The sequence below is a fragment of the Dolichospermum flos-aquae CCAP 1403/13F genome, from assembly GCF_012516395.1.
In the GTDB taxonomy this organism is placed as follows: Bacteria; Cyanobacteriota; Cyanobacteriia; order Cyanobacteriales; family Nostocaceae; genus Dolichospermum; species Dolichospermum lemmermannii.
The window spans coordinates 2,848,590-2,869,088 of the sequence record NZ_CP051206.1 but is presented as its reverse complement, the minus strand read 5'-3'; the positions used below and the strand labels follow the sequence as shown (position 1 = coordinate 2,869,088).

Genomic DNA, 20,499 nt, shown 5'->3' with positions numbered 1-20,499 from the left:
AGGTTGTCTTTAAATAACACTCTAGGAGATACTTATTATGTCCCGTCGTTGTCAACTAACTGGTAAAAAAGCCAATAACGCTTGTTCCGTTTCCCACTCCAACCGTCACACCAACCGTCTACAACACGTTAATCTGCAAAACAAGCGGGTTTGGTGGGCTGCTGGTAACCGTTGGGTGAAATTGAAACTTTCCACCAAAGCCATCAAAACCTTAGAATTTAAAGGTTTAGACGCAATGGCAAAAGAAGCAGGAATCAACCTCAACCATTACTAAATAGCAGGGAATAGGGAACAGGGAACAGGAAACAGGGGAAGGAAAAGTTTTTTGATTATACTTCTTTTCTTTCTTCTTTCTAACTCCTGAGTCCTGACTCCTTTCATTAAACACTTTTTAAGTTAATTATACCTCGATCAAAAATTCTATTTTTAGTATCAATACCACTCACTTCCATTCTATCTGCGTACACATCATAGGCTGCAAAACTCAAATCACTGGTTGAATATTCTGTCCATTGAGAACGGCCAACCGGACGATTACCTGCACCAGCGCCACAGATTAAATAGGTAGTTCCGTCAATAGCGCGAGTGCGTTCATAATTATGTTCATGGCCATTGATATAAAGCTGAACATTGTATTTTTTAAACAAAGGAGTAAAGGTTTTAATAAAACTTTTATTATTCCCATAATGACCAGATGAATAAATAGGATGATGACCAAAAACAACTTTCCAAGGGGCTTTACTCTGACTTAATTCTTTATCTAACCAAACTAATTGATTTTTCCAATCAGCATTACCATTAGTATCTAAAGCAAAAAACTGAACTTTATTTTGACTAAATGTGTAATAACGTCCCTGCATATTAAAACCAGGGTATTTAACTTGGGGAACGCCATTATCAGTGCGAATATCATGATTACCTAAACAAGCATGAAACTTGACACCATTTTTTAGTAAAGCTTGATAGGGACGTTCAAAAACCTCATTTATTTTCTCAATTTCCCCATTATTATAGATATTATCACCAGCTAAAATCACCAAATTATAAGGATTTTGCTGATGATAAAAATTCATAGCATTAGCTACAGCATATTGTCCTTTTGTGCCAGTTCCCGTATCAGCAACGGAGACAAAACGCAATAATAAGTCTTTTTTAAGTGGGTTAGCTGCTGCTGATTCTATGAGAAAATTTGTATTTAATAATTTCCCACCCAAAAATCCAGATCCTATGGTGCTGATTCCACTTAAAAACAAAAATTGACGACGGCTAATATTCATAATTCATTAAATGGCACAATAGATGATTATAGTCAAAATACAGCACTTTCCGGTGTTATGAGGTACTTATGTAGCGGGCAAGATGCCCGCACTACAAGAGTTTCATAATTCAAGTTTGTACCTCATTAGAGCGAAATCTGCTGTATGTTTTCTCTGTTTTTGATTCGCTAATTTGGGTAAAAGTTCCATGTCAGGAGAAAAACGTAGAAAATCAAGAAATGAACCCGCAGCTATACTTTATCAAAAAAATCAACCAATTTGGAAAACGACAATTATCCAAGTTTTGCGGGGAACGATTGGTGTTTTAGAAACTACAGTAGTGAAACTGGAGACAGAAACACCTGCTAATAGTCAGAAAAAAACTAATTTTTTATCGCGTTGGGATGGATTTTTAAGGACATTCCGCTTATTTTTACCATCAAATATATCTAACAATGTATCAGATACGGTGCTGACAGGAATTTTTGCTGTAATTTTTGTGGTGACAATAGGGATAAGTACATTTACATTTATTCCTAAATCTGCTGAAGTTGCAACTGTTCCCCCAGTAGAGGAAGTTATCCCCCCAAGATCAGTTATAGAACCGGAAGTAATACCAACCCCAGTTGTCGAACCGGAAGTAATACCAACCCCAGTTATAGAAACTGAACCAACTCCAATTCCAGTTATTGAATTAACACCTGAACAAGCTTTACTAGCAGCAATTGAAAATCAGTTTTCAGAAATTAGCATTTCTGTTAAGAATACCAAAGACAAAAATATTATTTCTCAACTCATAAAACCTCTTCAAGCTAATTTCCGTACCAGCGATTTAACTGTGAAAATTAGTGATATTTGGTATAACCTGGAAAAATCCCAACAGGATAAACTAGCTGCGGAAATATTACAACGTTCTCAAGAACTGAATTTTATCCATTTAGAAATTGTTGATTCTCAAAAGAAAATAATTGCCCGGAGTCCAGTGGTGGGTAATGAAATGATAATTTTTAACCGCTGAAATTTGATAGATGTTTGTTTTATTAAGAAATGTTAATATCACAAAACATTTCATCTTGATTTCATACTGCCATGAAAAGCTATAATTACAGTTGGCTGTACAAATGTCGCAGATGATTGCTAAAAAAACTACCAAACCACAAATCCGTAATTTAGCCAAGTCTATCATTAAAACTCAAACAGCGGAAATTAGGCAGATGGAACAATGGTATCAAAATTGGTATAAGTCCCAGCCTCTGTAAAACATTGTGAAAACCGGACTCGAAAATTTTAGGGTGTTTTCGACTCGATAATTGAGGAAGAATTGATAAAGTTTCATATCTGATTCACCTTAATAATTAGTATTATTAAATATAACTTTTATATATGCGGTTATTATTAGTTGAAGATGAACATGATTTAGGAACTAGTATTCATCATGCTCTTACCCAGCGTGATTATATAGTAGATTGGGTTGAAGATGGACAAAGGGCTTGGGATTATCTGAATACAGTACCACAAAGGTATGAAATTGCAATTTTAGATTGGATGTTACCCAAGTTATCAGGATTGGAATTATGTCAAAGATTAAGAGGGCAAAAAAATCAATTACCAATTATGCTATTAACAGCTAGAGATAGCATGAATGATCGGGTTACGGGTTTAGATGCGGGTGCAGATGATTATCTTGTTAAACCTTTTGGGATGGCAGAATTATTGGCACGGGTAAGGGCATTACAAAGAAGATTACCAAATTTCCAACCACCGCAATTACAAATAGGTTCATTAATGTTAGATTATAGTAATTTTTCAGTTGTGAATTTAGGATTAGAACCTTCTTTACCAATTATCCTTACAGCCAAAGAATTTCAACTACTAGAATATTTAATGCAGCATCCTGAACAAATACTAACTCATGAACAAATTCGCGCTAGATTGTGGGATTTTGAAAGCGATACAGTGAGTAATGTTGTGGCTGCACAAGTGAGATTACTAAGACGTAAATTATTAGAATGTGGTTTTCCTAAAGCTATTGAAACTATGCGAGGTTTTGGTTATCGTTTTTGTGGATAATAGATGGTGTGTTACCAGGGTTGAGATCCCCGACTTCTGACATTAATTGATCATTTATTAACAAGATAAAAAAGAAGTCGGGGATCTTCTATTTACAAAATATCAAATCGGATGAATAACTCAATCTTTAATAATTCTCGGTTAAAATTAGCTATTACCTATGCTGGTTTTATGGGTGCAACTTTATTAATATGTGGTTATGTTGCTCATATTGTGATGATTCAAGCTTTTACTCGCACTGTTGATCGAGAGTTAGAAGTTTTTGGCAAGGTATTTGAGGATAAATTAAAGACAGAGTTAAAAGTTCCTGGAGAATTATCTATTACAACTCAGAAATCTTTGCCAGGAATTTGTTTTAAACAAAAATCTTGTTTACCAATTAAATCAGAATCAGAGTTACTGGGTTTATTATCAGAAGGATATTATCTCCGGTTTTTAACACTATCAGGAGAAGTAATTGCAGCTATTGGTAATAATCCCGATGAGTTTCCTCCTAATCTACAAATTCATCATTCTTACGATATTCAAAATCGCAATGGTGAACTATATCATTTACATTTAATGCCCTTAAAAATCAAAGGGAATCAATTGTGGGGATACTTACAAGTAGGGCGATCTATACAACGATTAAATGACTATATGAATAGTCTACATTGGTTATTAGGATTGGGTGTTCCCTTTTCTATGATCTTAATTGGTGGTGCTGGTTGGTGGTTAGCAGGTTTAGCAATGCGACCAATTGAAAAATCCTATCAACAATTACAAAAATTTACGGCTGACGCAGCCCATGAATTAAGAACTCCGATTACATCTTTACAAACAATTGTCGAAACAAATTCAATTAATCAAGAAACTCAAAAAGCTTTGGAGAGACAAATCAAAAGATTAGTAACTTTAACACAGGATTTGTTATTATTGTCTAGGGTAGAAAGTGGTTTACAAGAAGCAAAATTGCAGGAAATTTGTTTAAATGATTTAGTGGCAGATGTGGAAGAAGAATTAATGCCAGTAGCCATGAATGCCCAAGTTTTATTATCTAGTAATATTCCGATTGAATCTTATTTCTATATTCAAGGTAATGAAGGTCAAATTTATCGAATGTTGTTGAATTTAGTTAGTAATGCTATTAAATACACTCCTGAATCTGGGGAAGTAAAAATTAATCTGACAACTAATGATCATCAAGGTTTAATTACTATCAAAGATACAGGTATTGGTATTCCTACTTCAGATATTCCCCACATTTTTAATCGCTTTTATCGAGTTAATGCAGATCGTTCTCGTCATACAGGAGGATCTGGATTAGGTTTAGCGATCGCTTTAGCAATTGTCCAAACTCACAAAGGCAAATTAGAAGTAGAAAGTTCTATTAATCACGGCAGTACATTTACTGTGATTTTGCCCCTCTTTTCCAAAGTAAACAGCTAATTTCAACTAACATAGATGTAATCATGGCAATAGCGGCTGCCATTGCCCCATTCATGCCCTTGTTAATAGCAAAAGTGGTAATTATCAATAAAGTTCCTGTTCCTAACCATGTAGATAGATTCACATGACCTGTCCGATTTTCACTGACTAAAAAACCTTGAATTGCATTCTGTAAAGCCACAAATAATGGCACGATGGCACAAATCAACAGAACTGGTTTAATACTTTTAGCTAAGGTAAGATCATTACCGATAAAACTTTGCACAATGCGATCGCCTATGGGTGTTAAACTCATTAATAATAGTACAGTCGAACAAGCAGCACCTACGCTGATAGCAAAAGTCAGCAGTTGGCGATCGCTAACTTGATGGCGATATTTAATCACCATTTGCTGTACCATACGGGTAGAATTGGCAATTACCAGCACTAACCCCCAAGCCGCAGACCAAGCTGCAATGGCAATTGTCGCATCTTCAGCGCGGGCAAGAATGCTGATTAATATCGCCCTTCCGCCCCAAATCACCATCATCGAATTAGCTAGGGGTAAATAGAATTTCCATACCTGCGTTAAATTGCGAGGTAAATTAGGTTGTTCTATTTGTGGTGGTAAAATTGCCCCACTGCGACGGGCAAAAATTGTAACAACGATAGCCTCGACTATCACCCCGCCCATAAGCCCTAAGCCAGCAATTACGCCCCCAGATATTTGGTAGAAAAACCCGAATGTGAGGATTACGGCTAAAGTCAATAACCTGAAAATACTGGCTTTAGCCACAGCACCGGACTGACCATGATAAATTAATAGTCCTTGAAAATAACGCCGCCAAGCGATCGCAAATGGCCAACCGCCCATTAGTAATAATACTTGACTAACTGTAGCTAACATTGCCGAGGGAATACCCAACAGACTCACACCGACAAAATTAAATATGATCGGTAGTCCCAACAAACTTAATAAAAAAGTTAATCCTCCACCTACCAATAATGTAAATCGCCATAATGCTTTGCGTGAATCTTGAGAACCCGCTAAAGCATTAGCAGCGTGCAAAATCATAATAATTGGACTTTCAAAAAATATCGCCAAAGATTTAGCAATACCTACAGCCGCTAAGTTAATTTGAGCATCAGGAAGATGAGCTAAGGTAGTAGTCATCATCGGATCACCACAGGTCATAGTTACATCACTGAGGGATAAAGGCAAAAATTCCCGCCATAACGTCCCTAAACTAACTGATTGAGATTCTTGTAATTTCACTCTTGACTCCTACCAACAATATCCAATGGTACAGGTAGAAGATTAGCAATTGCTGCTGTGAGATGGGAATGTTGAAGGATGTTGATATTTTGTGCTGTTAACCAATCGGCATTGTAAACTGTTTCTAAATACCTATCGCCCCGGTCAGGATTAAGTAGTAACATAGTTTGGGGTGTAGTAAATCTTTGAGTATCAGCTAAAGCAGCAGCCACAATTGCACCAGTGGAAGCACCTAAAAGCATACCTTCCTGTTTGGCCAAACCATGACAAACAGAAAACGCCAAACCATCATCCACGCTATAAGCCGCGTCTAACATTTGCGGGTCAAAATTGGGGGGAACGAAAGATAAACCCAGTCCAGTCATCTTATAGGGGTGTCTGGGAGTCCCAAAAATCGCCGATCCTGCCACATCTACACCGATAATTCTTGTTTGGGGATAATACCGTTTAAAATAGCGACTGATACCGCCTAACTGTCCGGCTGTACTGACTCCAATCACTATAGCATCCGGCGCACCGCCAAAAGCAGCTTCAATTTCCCGCGCTGTCCAAATTGCATGGGCATCAGTATTACTAGGATTTTTATGTTGACAGGGATACCAAGCACCAGCAATATTTGCAGCTAATTCCTGGGCTTTTGCCATTCTTGCCACCTGCATTGAACCCTGACTATCAGCCTCACTCAAAGGCACTTCTACCAATTCTGCACCATAAGCAGTAAGCATTCTTCGCATTGTTACAGGGGTTTTGGCATCAATCACAATCATCACCCTGTATCCCTTAGTTGCGCCTACAATTGCTAACCCAATCCCAAAGTTGCCAGAACTAGATTCAACAATTGTTCCACCTGTTCGCAATAAACCTTGTTTTTCGGCTTCATTGACAAGATAATCTGCATTTTTTTCCTTAATACTCCCACCAGGATTACAAGATTCCAATTTGAGATATAAATGATGATCTTCACAAGTGGGGTGAATTCGATTTAATCGGACAATGGGAACTTTACCTAATGCTTCTGTCACCGTGGCAAATAGCGGTGATGCTGGTAAGCTAGTTTTCAGAGTTAGTGCTGGGGAGTAAGTAACCATCATTAATAGCCAAATACTGTTCATCTCTAAGGATGCCAACCTTAGATGAAATAGAGATGAAATCAGATACGCCAGGGAATAACGAACCACAGAGGCACAGAGGTCACGGAGAAATGAGGGTTATCTCGTTCCCAGCCAGAGACTGAGAATGTGGGCTAGAAGGCTCTGCTTTCAATAAGACTTGGAGGTGGAGGCTCATCAACTGCATTCCTAGTCAGAGTCTAGGAACGAGATATAGTAAAGATTTGAGCTTAAATTGACACCAATGAACATTGCTAAACTCTTACAGATACAGCAGTTTCCGCTCTTATGAGGTACAAAGTTGAATCATGAAACTCTTGTAGTGTGGGCATCTTGCCCGCTAGATATGTACCTCATAACACCGGGAAGTGCTGTAAGTTTAATTTTCTAATGTAGAAATATAAGCTTTAACTAACAAATCAATTCCGGTAATTGCCCCACCCACAACCACAGCATTAGCCCCTAAATCTAAGGCTTTTCTCGCCATTTCTGGTGAAGAAACACCACCTTCACAAATCACAAAAGTATTGAGATTTTCGATGATTTGGGTGAGTAATTCCCAACCAGGAGGAGAGAAATTTTTAGTTTGGGCAGTATAGCCAAATAGAGTAGTTCCCACAAGATCTGCACCTGCATTCACAGCTAATTGTGCAGCTTCATAGGTATCTACATCTGCCATAACTGGCTTATTTAATTGCTGATGAATCAGAGTAATAATATCTGCTAACTTTTCATCACCAGGACGATTTCTAGTAGTAGCATCTATGGCAATAATATCTGCACCTGCTGCGGCTACGGCCACAGCATGATGAAACTGTGGTGTAATATATACATCAGAACCAGTTATTACTTGTTTCCAAAGTCCGATAATGGGAACTTGGACTTTTTTCCGCACGGCTTGGATATGTATAGATGTGTCAATTCTCACTGCTACAGCCCCATTATTCACTGCTGCTTGTGCCATTGCGGCAATGATATAAGGATCATGTAATGGGGAGTTTACAGGCGCTTGACAGGAAACGATTAATCCTTTTGGTAAATTAGTCATGTTTGATATTGTCTAAAAGTTGTAATAAAATACTGTCAGTCATGCTTTATTTCTTGAATAATGCTGAGTAATTCAGTTGGACTATAAATAGGCAAACTAGCAGTTTTAAAATCCTGGCTATTTCGAGTTACAAAACCATCAACACCCGCATAAATGCCTGAATGATATAAAACAGCATCCTCAAAATCAGAAAAATCTGAATTTATCGCCGCTTTCAATATCACATCATTAACCTCTGCAATCGCAAATAAATTAAGCAATTGATTAATAGAAACCTTGGCTGACTGGTTTCCTATTGATTTAGTTAACAAATAATCAATCGTAGTTATCGTTGTCGCACAAAGATAACCTTGAATAATTTGCTGCTCAACAGCATTAAATAAATTAATAGAGAAGCTAACGAAAGGCTCACGCTCTAGCAAAATATCAAGAACAATATTGGTATCAAATACAATTTTCAAAGATACTTCTCCTCTAAATGTTTTTTATAGTCTGCTACATCAACATGATAACCTTTCAATATACCAACTAGCGATCGCGTAATTGGCAAAATTTCATCATTGCTAGTTTGGTGTAACAATTCTCTCTGTTCAATTAATAAATCATGGGTGGCTCGTCTGCTTTGCTCTTCTAATAATATTTTTTCCACAGCTTTCTGTATTAATAGCTGCATATCAGGCATTTCCAAAAGTTGTTTTCCCAATTCATCAGGTAACTCAATTTTAACTTGCATAAAATCCTCCATTAAAACGGCGGTTTAATTCCTAATTCTTCACATAATAATGCAATTATAGCATCTGTGACTTGACTTTCTTGTTCAATGGCTTCTTTAGGTTATGGGGGTATTCTGTATAGTTAAAGTTTACCCATTGTTGATCTAGACTGTGCGATCGCATTCTTTTAATGGCGCGACTCAGAAAGAATTAGTCTTCACCAAAGTACAAATATGCTGGCATAGTGGTATGTCAATTGTATTGTCGTACATGAACGTAAGCTCTAAACCTACTATTTAAATTTTATTCCATTGTAAATACCTATTTTGTGTATTATTTATATAATAATCTCATCCTCTCTCGTGTATGCCAGTAGAAGCTAAAGTTTATCGAGTTCTCATTGCTAGTCCCAGTGATGTGACTGACGAAAGAAATATAATCCGAGAAGAAGTTCACCGATGGAATGCAATGCACGCTATGGATAGGACAATTATCCTGATGCCCATTGGTTGGGAAACAGATGCTACACCTGACTTGCGAGAACCTGGACAGAACGCTATTAATCGTCAGTTGGTTGATACCTGTGACCTTCTAATTGGCGTTTTTTGGACTCGTTTGGGTACACCAACTGCACTAGGTGGGACTGGTACAGAAGTTGAAATTGCGCGAGCTAGAAATGAAGGTAAACGTTGCATGGTCTACTTTTCTGACAAACTAGTTTCACCTTCTCAAATTGATAGAGAACAGTATGAACAAGTTGAAGAATATTGGAATAAATTGCAGCCAACAGGACTAGCAAACCGCTACAAGACTATTGAAGAGTTTAGAGAGAAAGTCTCTCGACATATTACTTCCGCTGTTTTAGAAATTACAAGAGAAGATAAAGAACGACGTGCCGCAGAACAGGAAGCAAAACTTACAGAGCAAGCGATTGGTCTACCTATTCAGACAATACCAACGACTTCCAACACAGAGATATCATTCAAAACTCTCTCCGAAGCACAAACTTCAGTCAAAACATTGCTAGATTCACGCTTCGGTGTTCAAGACATGGAGGATGCGAAAGAACAAGAAATCGCCAGAATAAAGTCTGTGCTTACCTCACCTGAACTTGCTGAACTGTTTTCTCGGCAGCCAAGTGTCGAAACTATTCCTGCGATCGCGCAAATTCTGGAGGCAGCTACAACACCATCTATGTATGCCCTAGCTGCTATCGGAAGGTATGCTGATGAAACGTCACCTGAATGGCTAGATATTGTTGGAGACTGGATTGAGCGACTTAGCACTAGAAAAATTGAAGGTTATGAATGGGCTAGTTACATCAAAACCTACCCCGGACTCCTTCTACTATACACCCTGGGAATTTCAGCTTTGCGTGCAGGCAAAATCAACTTCTTAAAAGAGGTAATATCTCGTCAAGTTTATTCAAGTGAATATCGTAGTGATAGCTTTTTGCTAGATGCAATAGATCCAAGATATGTGTTTTATCATGATTTTTCACGAATGATAGAACCTGGATTTGAACGCCGTTTTAGCCCTGTTAGTGACCATTTAGATCCCTTACTGAAAAGCAAACTTTATGCTAAAGAGGAAGAAGCAAGATATAGAGATTGGTTTGATTTTTTTGAATTTCTGCTTTCTTTCAAATCAGTTGAACAATCCAAAGAGTATCCTTACTTTGGGTCATTTACATGGCGTTGGGAAACCAAAAAATTTATGTTTAAAATGATTCAGGATGCTGCTACACGACAAGGAAGGTATGGCTCTGGAATATCAGACTTATTTGGGGGTGATGCACAATTACAAGAAACTGCTGCAAAGTATGACGCAATTGCCACTAAATCTCCGCAAGACTTTGGACGAGTAAGTCTTCCAAACCATATAAGTCTACTGATTCTACTAGCAAAACAAGGTATAAGAATCTCCGGCTATAATGAATTAGCAACATATAGGGCTACTATTTGATTTTTGAACAAGCTGTAAACCGTAAACCCCATCTGATAAACGACTGAGTCTCAGTATAATGAGCAAGAATCAAACCGGATTCCTATATCTTCAAGCATGATATAGCTATAGTTAACTATTAACATTAGTAATTGAAATACTTTATGCAAAGTAAATTTACAAATTTAACTATTTACTTCACTCTGTTCAAAAAAATTGGATTAAAACGATTCGTAATTTATTTTTCCAGCAATTTTGGTGCATTTTGGTTATTTGTTGAGCCTGCCAGTTTTTTTCTTCCAGAAAAACTTAAATTTGGCTTAGATGGTTATTTAAGCCTGGTTTTCATATCTCTTGCTTTTGCAATTATCCAAAATTTCCCTAAGATATCTGTATCCTGTAACCTATCTTCACCAGATACAAATATTGAAATTAAAGTTGGCGACATCTTTCAAGAAAATGGACATTTAGTTATTGGTTTCAATGATGTTTTCGACACAGAACTGGGAGAAGTAATCAGAGACTCTAGCGTTCAAGGGCAATTTCTCAAACGAATTTACAAAGGTAAACAGGATGAGCTAGATGTAGATATTGAAACTGCTCTTCAAGAATACATTGGTAATCGCAACTTAGACCCTGATAAAAAACGTGGGAAAGCTTGGCGTTATCCCATTGGCACTACAATCACGCTTGGTTCTTATGAAAAACGCTATTTCCTAACTGCCTACGGATATATGAGAAATAATTTAACAGTCAAGTCAAATTCTGATGATATCTTAACTTCGCTAGATAAACTCTGGCAAGAAGTTCGTCTGAAATCCCACGGTACAGATGTAGTAATACCAATTATAGGTTCTGATCTGGCTCGTAGTGGTTTTTCTCGAATGCAGCTATCTAAACTGATAATAACTTCATTCGTTGTGGCATCAAAAAGAGAATTTATTACCAGAAAACTGACGTTAATGATTTATCCAAAAGATTTAGATTCTATAGATTTTTATGAACTTGAGGACTTTATTAAGTCAATTTGCTTTTGAGCTTTATATGTCCGAGATGCTTGTTCATTAAATTAATATCTACATAAATTATCCCCCCAACTGAAGGGGGAATACTCATATAAAAGTAGAAGTTTAACTTCTTTGCATAAACTCCCGCAATTCATCAAGACTGTTTACAGTTAAAATGCTCCTTTGGATGTTTTTTAACCGTTCTAAATCAGCAACCTGTGATATTTTGGGCATAAATTGTAAACCTTCTTGACTAAATTTTATCTCTAAACTTAGTTCAATGGATGACAGTATAGCTTGTCTTTCGCCCCGTTTTTCACCTTCTCTGAAAATCTGTTGATACCAAGGAGACTCTTGTAATATTGCCATATCCCACCTCATAATTTGTTGAACTAAGGCGCTATCTAGTACAAAGGTAGCAAAAAAAGCCATAACCGTTTCCAACTGGCTTAATTTTTCATCAGCACGAAGCATTTGCAATGCTTGTCTAACTGTTGATTCTTCTCCACCACCTTTGAGAATTGGTACAAAGGGAAGCAGCGAGGGAATAGGTTGACTCAAAGCTATTTTTACATCAACTTCCCAAAGATTTATCACATGATAGTCTTGTCGCGCTTGTAAGCCAGCAAACTCTGATTCATAGCGTTTGGGAATTTCTGTTTCACTTTCTTTGAGAATGTTAATTAATACAGGGTATGTGGGAAGATCATATTTTTCCTCTGCTAATGCCGCATAAGCCCGCATTCTTTTGGGCATTTCTGGCTTATACCGTAATTGTAACTCATTGAGAACAAGGAATTCGCCGTACTGGGGACTGGTGGCTTTGACTAATACATCACTTTCTCTGCTTATCCATTGAAATTCGGAATTAAGAATTTCTCCGGTGGTAATGTCGGGGATTTGTGTCACCCATTTTACCCAATTTTCGGGACTGAGGCTGATTAATTTTTTAGTGCTGATATCGGCTTTTTTGACCATCAGGGATTACTATAAATTACTGAGTATGGTTTTAAATTTATCAGATAAATTTGCAAGCTGTTATCAATGTTAAACTAATATTTACTGATGAATTTATTGCCTTATTTAAAAATAACGTAAAAAAGCCCAAGTTTTAAATTCAAAATTTCCATTATTAATTACCAACTATGCACAGAATCAGCGCCACACCAGGCGGATTAAATCAGTCGGAAGGTTTATTTTTCCTCGCACAAACTCCCGCCCCTTTCGTGTTGATTACAGCAGCCGATACTGACATTCAAACCCTAGCGGCTGTAGTTCCTAAATTACCTAGTCAATTTCCTGAACTCCGAGTAGCCAACTTATTACAACTACAGCAACAAATAAGTATAGATGCTTATGGTGAGCAAGTTTTAGAATCTGCCCAAATAATTGTGCTTCGTCTCATAGGAGGAAGTTCCTACTGGGCTTATGGTTTGGAGGTGGTACAGGAAATTGTACAACGTAATGGTACAACTTTGATTGTGATGCCAGGAGACGATGGACTGGATCTTGATTTAATATCAAAATCTACGCTTTCGGAAAAAATTGTTCAGAAAATTTGGCAATACTTTCAAGAAGGTGGCATAGAAAATTTCCTCAACGCGTTGCAATTTATCACTGATACAGTCCTATCAACAGCATTTAATCCACCAGCACCCCAATCTGTTCCCCGTGTGGGTTTGTATGAGAGGAGTCAGGAGTCAGGAGTCAGGAGTCAGAAGAAGAAAGAAGAAGAAAGAAAGAATCAGCCTAAAGTGGGGATTTTGTTTTATCGCGCTCATTATTTAGCAGGAAATACCAAGGTTATTGATGCTTTATGTAATGCTTTGGTAGAGAAAAATTTACAACCTGTACCGGTTTTTGTTTCTTCATTGCGTGAACCTGGTGTTAGTGATAAATTGTGTGAATTGTTGGCAGCTAAAGATGATAATTATGTTAGCTTATTGATGAATACTACCAGTTTTTCCCTAGCAAGTTTAGAAACAGAAACACCACAAACTGAACTTTGGGAAAAATTAAATGTTCCTGTTTTGCAAGTAATTCTTTGCGCTAGTTCCGTTGAACAATGGGAATCACAATCACAAGGTTTAACACCCCGTGATATGGCGATAAATGTGGCATTACCAGAAGTAGACGGGAGAATTATTAGCCGGGCTGTGTCTTTCAAAACTTTGCAAACTCGGAATCATAAACTAGAAACCGATGTCGTAATTTATGAACCTGTGAGCGATCGCATTGAATTTGTTACCCAACTGGCTGCAAATTGGGTACGATTGCGGGTAAAAATGCCCTCAGAACGGCAATTAGCCTTAATTTTAGCAAATTACCCCAACACCAACGGCCGCCTTGCTAATGGCGTAGGATTGGACAGTCCTGCCAGTTGTGTAGAAATTCTCAAAGCTTTAAAATTAGCTGGTTATGAAGTAGGAAATATTCCTGAAACTGGAGACGAATTAATTCAAATTCTCACATCTAGCGTTACTAATGATCCAGAAGGAAAAGACTGGAAACCAATCAACCAAAGTTTGTCAACAGCAGAATATGAAAAATATTTTTCTACCCTACCTATAAACATTCAAAAACAAATTATCGAACGTTGGGGAGAATATTGTTCCCAATCACCAATCACCAATCACCAATCACCATTTCCCATTTCTGGAATTCAATTTGGTAACGTTTTCGTAGGCATTCAACCATCAAGAGGTTATGATCTCGACCCTAGTTTAAATTATCATGCGCCAGATTTAGAACCAACACATAATTATTTAGCCTTTTATTATTGGGTACGAGAATCTTTTGATGCTGATGCCATAGTTCATGTTGGCAAACATGGCAACTTAGAATGGCTACCAGGAAAAAGTGTCGCTTTATCTAATACTTGTTATCCAGAAATTGCCTTGGGACCAATGCCCCATTTGTATCCATTTATTGTTAATGATCCCGGAGAAGGTTCACAGGCAAAAAGACGCGCCCAAGCCGTAATAATTGATCATTTAACCCCACCAATGACCCGCGCCCAATTATATGGACCATTGCAACAAGTAGAAAACCTAATTGATGAATATTACGAAGCCGAAAGTTTAGATCCTTCCCGTTTACCAACAATACGAGATCGTATTCAAGAATTAGTCATCAAAGAAAACCTATATAAAGACTTAGGAATTACCAACCCCAAAGACATCACCAACTTTGAAACCCTCATCTTAAATTCCCTAGACGGTTACTTGTGCGAACTCAAAGAAGCCCAAATCCGTGACGGTTTACACATATTCGGCCAATGTCCCCAAGGAACACAACTGCGAGACTTAATAGTAGCGATCGCCCGCATCCCCAACCGCCATTATATCGGCATTACCAGAGCGATCGCCAAACAATGGAACATAGACATAGACCCCCTCACAGACAACTTCTCAACCCCCTTCACCCCACCGATAACCCACTTTGCTCCTTTGCGCCTTTGCGCGAAACTTAAATCCTGTCATATCATCGGCGATGTCATCGAACTCCTAGAAATAGAAGCAGCCCACTTAGTAGAACAAATAATCGAGGGAACAGAAACCCAAAATTGGATAAGCGACAAACTCCTCCCAGCCCTGCGAAAAACCAGCGAAGAAACCACCAACCTATTACGGGGACTTGATGGCAAATACGTCAAGAGCGGTGCTTCTGGCGCACCCACCCGCGGCCGCCCCGAAGTCCTGCCCACAGGTAAAAACTTTTACGCCGTTGATATTCGCGCCATACCCACAGAAACCGCCTGGGATATTGGCAGAAAAGCCGCTGAAACCCTGATTGAAACCTACACCCAAGAACATGGAGAATATCCCAAAACCCTGGGTTTATCCCTGTGGGGGACAGCTACCATGCGGACTGGTGGTGATGATATAGCCGAAGCTTTAGCTTTACTTGGTGTTCAACCTGTTTGGGATGGTGCAGCGCGACGAGTAGTAGATTTTGAGATTTTGCCTTTATCAATTGTCGGTCGTCCCCGTGTGGATGTCACCCTGAGAATTTCTGGCTTTTTCCGGGATGCTTTTCCTAATTTAATCACCTTATTTGATCAAGCTGTGAAAGCGGTTTCGGCTTTAGATGAACCAGCAGATCAAAATCCTCTAGCAGATACAGTTCGCAAAGAAACTGAACAATGGACTCAAGAAGGTTTATCTTTAGAAGTAGCAGCCGAGCGATCGCAATATCGCGTTTTTGGTTCACAACCAGGGGCTTATGGTGCAGGACTCCAAGGACTAATGGCCTCCCAAAACTGGGAAAATGATCAGGACTTAGCCCAAGCTTACACAAATTGGAGTGCTTACGCCTACTCCTCTAGTCAAGAAACAGGGAGCAATAATGTGGAAGCTTTTGAACAACGCTTGAAGCAAATGCAAATTGTCCTGCATAATCAAGACAATCGAGAACATGATTTACTCGATTCCGACGATTATTATCAATTTCAGGGTGGTTTAACCGCAGCGGTGCGTTCTCTTCAAGGTAAAAATCCTGAAACTTATTTTGGTGATAATTCCAACACATCCCAGCCCAAAGTCCGTCAACTTAGTTCAGAAATTGCCAGGGTTTATCGTTCTCGCGTGGTTAATCCTAAATGGATAGCTGGAGTTATGCGTCATGGTTATAAAGGTGCATTTGAAATGGCTGCAACCGTAGATTTTCTCTTCGCTTACGATGCTACCGCCCAATGTGTCGAAGATTATATGTATCAAGGTGTTGTTGAAGCATATTTAGAAGATGCTGCCGTTTGTGAATTTATCCAAGATAAAAATCCTTGGGCATTGCGCGATATTGCGGAAAGACTACTAGAAGCAAATCAGCGCGGGTTATGGCAGGATGTAAGTATACAAACTTTAGAAAATCTCCGCAATTTAGTCCATCAGGCGGAAGCAACTATCGAAGAAAAATAATTTAATTTAGGAAACGAATATGGAGAACCTTGCGTATTTACATTTAGCCTTTGCCAATGAAGACAGAGAAACCACTGAGTTAATATCTCTCAGTTCTTTATTCAAAAAAGCAGCAGCACCAAATTGGCAACTCTTTTCCAGCAATGCGTGGAAATACATGATTCCTCTGGTTCTTACTTTATCTATTCTTAATAGTGTTAGTAGTGTTTTCGCACTCGAAACCGAAAATAACAGCAATTCTGTCGGCAATCTAGCACAAAATTCGACATCTCAGGTTGAAACCGAAAATAACAGCAATTCTGTCGGCAATCTAGCACAAAATTCGACATCTCAGGTTGAAACCGAAAATAACGGTGATGTTGTGAAAAATCTAGAACAAAATTCGACATCTCAGGTTGAAAAAAGCAACAAACAATTTATCAGTACAGCCCCTACAACCCTCACTACGCCACATAATATCATTTCTGTAAGCAACAAACGCAAAAACCCCAATTTCTTTGTTAAAGGTGATGAAGGTGCCGATGTCAAAGTTTTACAAGAACGCTTGAAAATCGCTGGTTTCTATTATGGCAATTCCACAGGGATTTTTGGTCCAATTACTCAAGAATCTGTCAAACGATTCCAAAAAGCTTATAACCTCACAGTTGATGGCATTGTTGGTAAATCCACATTAGCGAAATTACCAGCGGTGACTGATGAAAATGACATAACTACTTCCCAAAAATCAGATAATCAAGATACACTTAGTTTAGGCGATCGCGGTGAAGCCGTCAGAATTCTCCAAGAACAATTAATCATAGCCGGATTCTTAAAAAATCAGCCCAATGGTTACTATGGTTCTAACACAGTTGATGCTGTAAATCGCTTTCAAAAACAGCACAAACTAGAAGCTAGTGGTATGGCTGGACAAACCACCCGTTCTAAGTTATATAGTTTAGTTAAAAATTCTGCCAAGAGTGATTTTACCACTTTAGAAATTCAAAGACGACTACATGAAAAAGGTTTCTATAAAGGTCAAATCAACGGCATGATGGCATCTGATACCAAAAAAGCAATTAGTCGCGCTCAAGAATTTTATGGTATCAGCCTTAAAGATGTTAAAAGCGGAAGTTTTTAATCCCGCTTTCTCAATGCAGTTAGATTCCCGCACTACTTGATTCATCTTCCAAAATTGCAGATGTCTATCCGTTCTATAAAACTTACCCAAAATTACCAAAGTCTAGACACATCTGGACAGCGATAACCTTAGTGTTTACTTCCTGCTTCATCACGGTCTTAGAATGGCTTCTAAGAGGTTTTTCCGCTCCACAGGCAATCTCGGTAGAACTTACCGTTTCTGACCGTAGTTCCTAAAAGGAACCCTATAATACCAAGTTCCTAGTTATCTAAATAGGCATTAATGCCCTTTGGCACTTAGGACATACAGCATGAATTGTCATTTGACAATCTAATAAATGGAAACCTTCTTTTTGGGCTGTTTTTCCGCCAATCTTTAAAATTGAGTCATTTTTAAACTCAATAGTCGCATTACAGCGGACACAAATTAAGTGATGATGGTGATGGGGATAAGGCTGATTAATTTCATAATGTTTATGCCCTTCACCTAATTCCAACTCCCGCAAAATCCCCATTCTCGCCATCAACTTTAAAGTGCGATAGATAGTTGATAAACTAATTCCTTCACTGTCAGCTTCTAAGCGATGATATAGATCCTCTGCGCTTAAATGCTCACCTTGGGGGAGTTCTTGAAAAATATGCAGAATTGTTTCGCGTTGTGGAGTTAAACGCCAGCCACGGTCGTTTAATTCCGCCTTGAGTGAACCAGTTGTGTAGACAGTCATACTAAATTTTCTCAACAAAGCTCATTAATTGAGAATATAACAAATGTTGGGGTTGATTTGCAACAATCATTGCCTATTGAGAATATTTGCTGATTGTCAGTTGTCAGTAGAAAATATCTTTCTATTGCCTCCTGCCTCCTGCCCCCTGCCTTCTGCCTCCTAACTTAATGACTCTAGATAGTCGCGGACTAGGTTACGGCGCTTGGGTTGGCGGAGTTTTTGCAAAGCCTTGGATTCAATTTGTCTGACTCTTTCCCGTGATAAATCAAGGGCGCGGCCAATTTCTGCTAAAGAGTAAGCATGACCATCGGATAAGCCAAAGCGCATTAAAATCACATCACGTTCCCGACCAGTTAAATCATCTAGAAGACTATGCAAATCTTTATGTAAAGATTCCCGCATTAACATCTCCTCTGGAGTAATCGTATCAGTCTCTAACAATTCTCCTAATTCAGTATCTTTATCCTTCCCTACCTTGGTTTCTAAAGACACAGAACGAGGAACTCTCAATAATACTTCCCGGACTTGGGCAGGTGTCATATCTAACTCAATTCCCAGGTCTTCTAAAGTCGGGGTACGACCTTTTTCTTGGGCAATTTTCCGTTGCGCCTTTTTAATTTTGTTGAGCTTTTCGGTAATATGAACAGGCAGGCGAATAGTCCGGCTAGAAGTAGCGATCGCCCTGGTAATACCTTGACGAATCCACCAGTAAGCATAGGTACTAAAACGATAGCCCTTGGTGGGGTCAAATTTCTCCACGGCTCGTTCTAAACCTAAAGTCCCTTCTTGAACCAAATCCAACAATTCCAAACCCCGATTTTGATACTTTTTAGCGACAGATACCACTAAACGCAAATTCGCCTTAATCATGTGGGATTTGGCTTGCAGTCCTTGAGTTTGAACTTGTTCTAGTTCTTCTACTGTTAAATTAGCAATTTCGGCCCAGCGTCTTTTGCCATTGGCTAGGGTAGGTTTAAGATCAGGTAAACTTATCCCCGCAGTAGTTGCCCACCGTTCTAAAGAAGGGCGGTGTCCTAATTCCGCTTTCAACCGCTCCTGTACCTCTATTAACCGCGAATAGGGGATAATTACAGCATCTCCTTCAGCAGCAGCAGCACTAAGCATTAATCGCATTCGTAAGTATCGCTGTACTTTTTGGGCTTCAGCAACTTCCTCATCTCGTCCCAATAACCGGACTCGGCCAATTTCTTGCAGATAGAGACGCACTAAGTCGGTACTGCGTCTGGTACTTTGCGCGGCTAAAGCTAAATCAGATTCAATCGTAGCCATGTCTAAATCTGGCAAATCATCATCATTATTGATTTCAATCTCCAAAGGTGGACTAGGATTTTGCCCGTCGTGGGCGGCATTTTTATAAAAGGATGTTGCTGGCATGATGTCTCAAATTACTCCAGGTAACAATAGATTATGGTTAGCTAAAATTACGGTTATCTAATCAACTGTTGCTATTCCGTAACTCGTCATCAAATAACACGGTTTGGGTTTCGATGTACAATTCTTTGCAAAACTTTGTACTAGTACCGCAGGGCGGAATTAAAATTTAACAATTAAAAATTAAAAAAGCAGATTGTATAAGCTTTTTAGGGATTTTTAATGGTTATCTTACTTACGCTGTACTGTACTAGTCCAAGCGCGGAGGAGAGGAGAAAACTTAATTTATCAACTTTTGGACTGTTTTAACTGGATAGTTATTTTCGCCACAGTTTACTAGTTTGAAATAATACATTTTCAATGAGTCGTTTGTTGCTAGTATCCGTGTGATTAAACAAATAGCTATGGAAATCTTTAGCCAGATTTTCAATTATGATTTAACTGGTCAATAATACCATGCTTAGGAATATTAACGGTTATTTTTTTAACTGATTATAAACTCACTTCTAATTATGATGAT

17 protein-coding genes and 1 pseudogene are annotated in these 20,499 nt (G+C 38.5%); 9 read left to right on the top strand and 9 right to left on the bottom strand.

Going from position 1 to position 20,499, the window contains the following annotated elements; translation table 11 throughout:
- Window positions 1-37: 37 nt before the first annotated feature.
- Window positions 38-274 (top strand): 50S ribosomal protein L28, encoded by a 237-nt coding sequence (gene rpmB / locus HGD76_RS13990; protein WP_015080243.1) that lies wholly within the window; start codon window positions 38-40, stop codon window positions 272-274.
- Window positions 275-380: 106 nt separating this feature from the next.
- Here rpmB and HGD76_RS13985 read toward each other — a convergent pair whose 3' ends face one another.
- The gene (locus tag HGD76_RS13985; protein ID WP_168696151.1) at window positions 381-1,277 is read right to left on the bottom strand and encodes a metallophosphoesterase family protein; all 897 of its coding nucleotides are present in this window, start codon (window positions 1,275-1,277) and stop codon (window positions 381-383) included.
- Window positions 1,278-1,464: 187 nt separating this feature from the next.
- Here HGD76_RS13985 and HGD76_RS13980 point away from each other — a divergent pair, with 187 nt between their 5' ends.
- The 4 genes and pseudogenes from HGD76_RS13980 to rppB all read left to right on the top strand — a co-directional run bounded on the left by HGD76_RS13980 (window position 1,465) and on the right by rppB (window position 4,754).
- On the top strand, window positions 1,465-2,274 hold the full coding sequence (locus tag HGD76_RS13980) for a hypothetical protein (RefSeq protein ID WP_168696150.1): 810 nt from the start codon (window positions 1,465-1,467) through the stop codon (window positions 2,272-2,274).
- Between the two features lie 88 nt (window positions 2,275-2,362).
- A pseudogene (locus HGD76_RS13975) lies at window positions 2,363-2,515 on the top strand (DUF305 domain-containing protein); the annotation flags it as partial.
- A gap of 124 nt (window positions 2,516-2,639) precedes the next feature.
- Window positions 2,640-3,326 (top strand): two-component system response regulator RppA, encoded by a 687-nt coding sequence (gene rppA, locus HGD76_RS13970; RefSeq protein WP_168696149.1) that lies wholly within the window; start codon window positions 2,640-2,642, stop codon window positions 3,324-3,326.
- Window positions 3,327-3,437: 111 nt separating this feature from the next.
- Window positions 3,438-4,754, top strand: coding sequence for a two-component system sensor histidine kinase RppB (gene rppB / locus HGD76_RS13965; RefSeq protein ID WP_168696148.1), 1,317 nt, complete (start codon window positions 3,438-3,440; stop codon window positions 4,752-4,754).
- Here the strand turns inward: rppB and HGD76_RS13960 are convergent.
- The 5 genes from HGD76_RS13960 to HGD76_RS13940 form a co-directional block, all read right to left on the bottom strand.
- Window positions 4,714-6,009 carry a hypothetical protein gene (locus tag HGD76_RS13960; protein WP_168696147.1) on the bottom strand — a complete coding sequence of 432 codons (1,296 nt, stop codon included), beginning with the start codon at window positions 6,007-6,009 and terminating at the stop codon, window positions 4,714-4,716. The two genes, rppB and HGD76_RS13960, sit on opposite strands and share 41 nt — an antisense overlap.
- Entirely contained in the window at window positions 6,006-7,121 is a 1,116-nt protein-coding gene (locus HGD76_RS13955) for a cysteine synthase family protein (protein ID WP_233466882.1), read from the bottom strand. Before HGD76_RS13955 ends, HGD76_RS13960 begins: the two co-directional genes overlap by 4 nt.
- A 376-nt stretch (window positions 7,122-7,497) precedes the next feature.
- A complete protein-coding gene (locus HGD76_RS13950; RefSeq protein ID WP_168696146.1) occupies window positions 7,498-8,166 on the bottom strand; it encodes an N-acetylmannosamine-6-phosphate 2-epimerase in 669 nt (222 codons plus the stop codon).
- A 35-nt stretch (window positions 8,167-8,201) separates the two neighbouring features.
- The gene (locus HGD76_RS13945; RefSeq protein ID WP_168696145.1) at window positions 8,202-8,627 is read right to left on the bottom strand and encodes a PIN domain-containing protein; all 426 of its coding nucleotides are present in this window, start codon (window positions 8,625-8,627) and stop codon (window positions 8,202-8,204) included.
- Window positions 8,624-8,899 carry a hypothetical protein gene (locus HGD76_RS13940; protein ID WP_168696144.1) on the bottom strand — a complete coding sequence of 92 codons (276 nt, stop codon included), beginning with the start codon at window positions 8,897-8,899 and terminating at the stop codon, window positions 8,624-8,626. Before HGD76_RS13940 ends, HGD76_RS13945 begins: the two co-directional genes overlap by 4 nt.
- Before the next feature lie 346 nt (window positions 8,900-9,245).
- On the opposite strand from HGD76_RS13940, the gene HGD76_RS13930 reads away from it, so the two are divergent.
- A complete protein-coding gene (locus HGD76_RS13930) occupies window positions 9,246-10,844 on the top strand; it encodes a DUF4062 domain-containing protein (protein ID WP_168696143.1) in 1,599 nt (532 codons plus the stop codon).
- 143 nt (window positions 10,845-10,987) lie between these two features.
- Window positions 10,988-11,860 (top strand): macro domain-containing protein, encoded by an 873-nt coding sequence (locus tag HGD76_RS13925; protein WP_168696142.1) that lies wholly within the window; start codon window positions 10,988-10,990, stop codon window positions 11,858-11,860.
- Between the two features lie 93 nt (window positions 11,861-11,953).
- Here the strand turns inward: HGD76_RS13925 and HGD76_RS13920 are convergent, their stop codons facing one another.
- Entirely contained in the window at window positions 11,954-12,808 is an 855-nt protein-coding gene (locus HGD76_RS13920) for an RpnC/YadD family protein (RefSeq protein ID WP_168696141.1), read from the bottom strand.
- Between the two features lie 167 nt (window positions 12,809-12,975).
- On the opposite strand from HGD76_RS13920, the gene cobN reads away from it, so the two are divergent.
- Both cobN and HGD76_RS13910 read left to right on the top strand, forming a co-directional pair.
- Window positions 12,976-16,746: a cobaltochelatase subunit CobN gene (gene cobN / locus HGD76_RS13915; protein WP_168696140.1), complete on the top strand. Its 3,771-nt coding sequence runs from the start codon at window positions 12,976-12,978 to the stop codon at window positions 16,744-16,746.
- 19 nt (window positions 16,747-16,765) lie between these two features.
- Complete coding sequence (locus HGD76_RS13910) at window positions 16,766-17,863, top strand: peptidoglycan-binding domain-containing protein (protein ID WP_168696139.1); 1,098 nt, start codon at window positions 16,766-16,768, stop codon at window positions 17,861-17,863.
- Between the two features lie 268 nt (window positions 17,864-18,131).
- Here the strand turns inward: HGD76_RS13910 and HGD76_RS13905 are convergent, their stop codons facing one another.
- Together HGD76_RS13905 and sigC are read right to left on the bottom strand one after the other, a co-directional pair.
- A complete protein-coding gene (locus tag HGD76_RS13905) occupies window positions 18,132-18,587 on the bottom strand; it encodes a Fur family transcriptional regulator (RefSeq protein WP_015080256.1) in 456 nt (151 codons plus the stop codon).
- Between the two features lie 159 nt (window positions 18,588-18,746).
- Window positions 18,747-19,982, bottom strand: a complete 1,236-nt coding sequence (gene sigC / locus HGD76_RS13900) for an RNA polymerase sigma factor SigC (RefSeq protein ID WP_168696138.1) — start codon at window positions 19,980-19,982, stop codon at window positions 18,747-18,749.
- Between the last annotated feature and the right edge of the window lie 517 nt (window positions 19,983-20,499).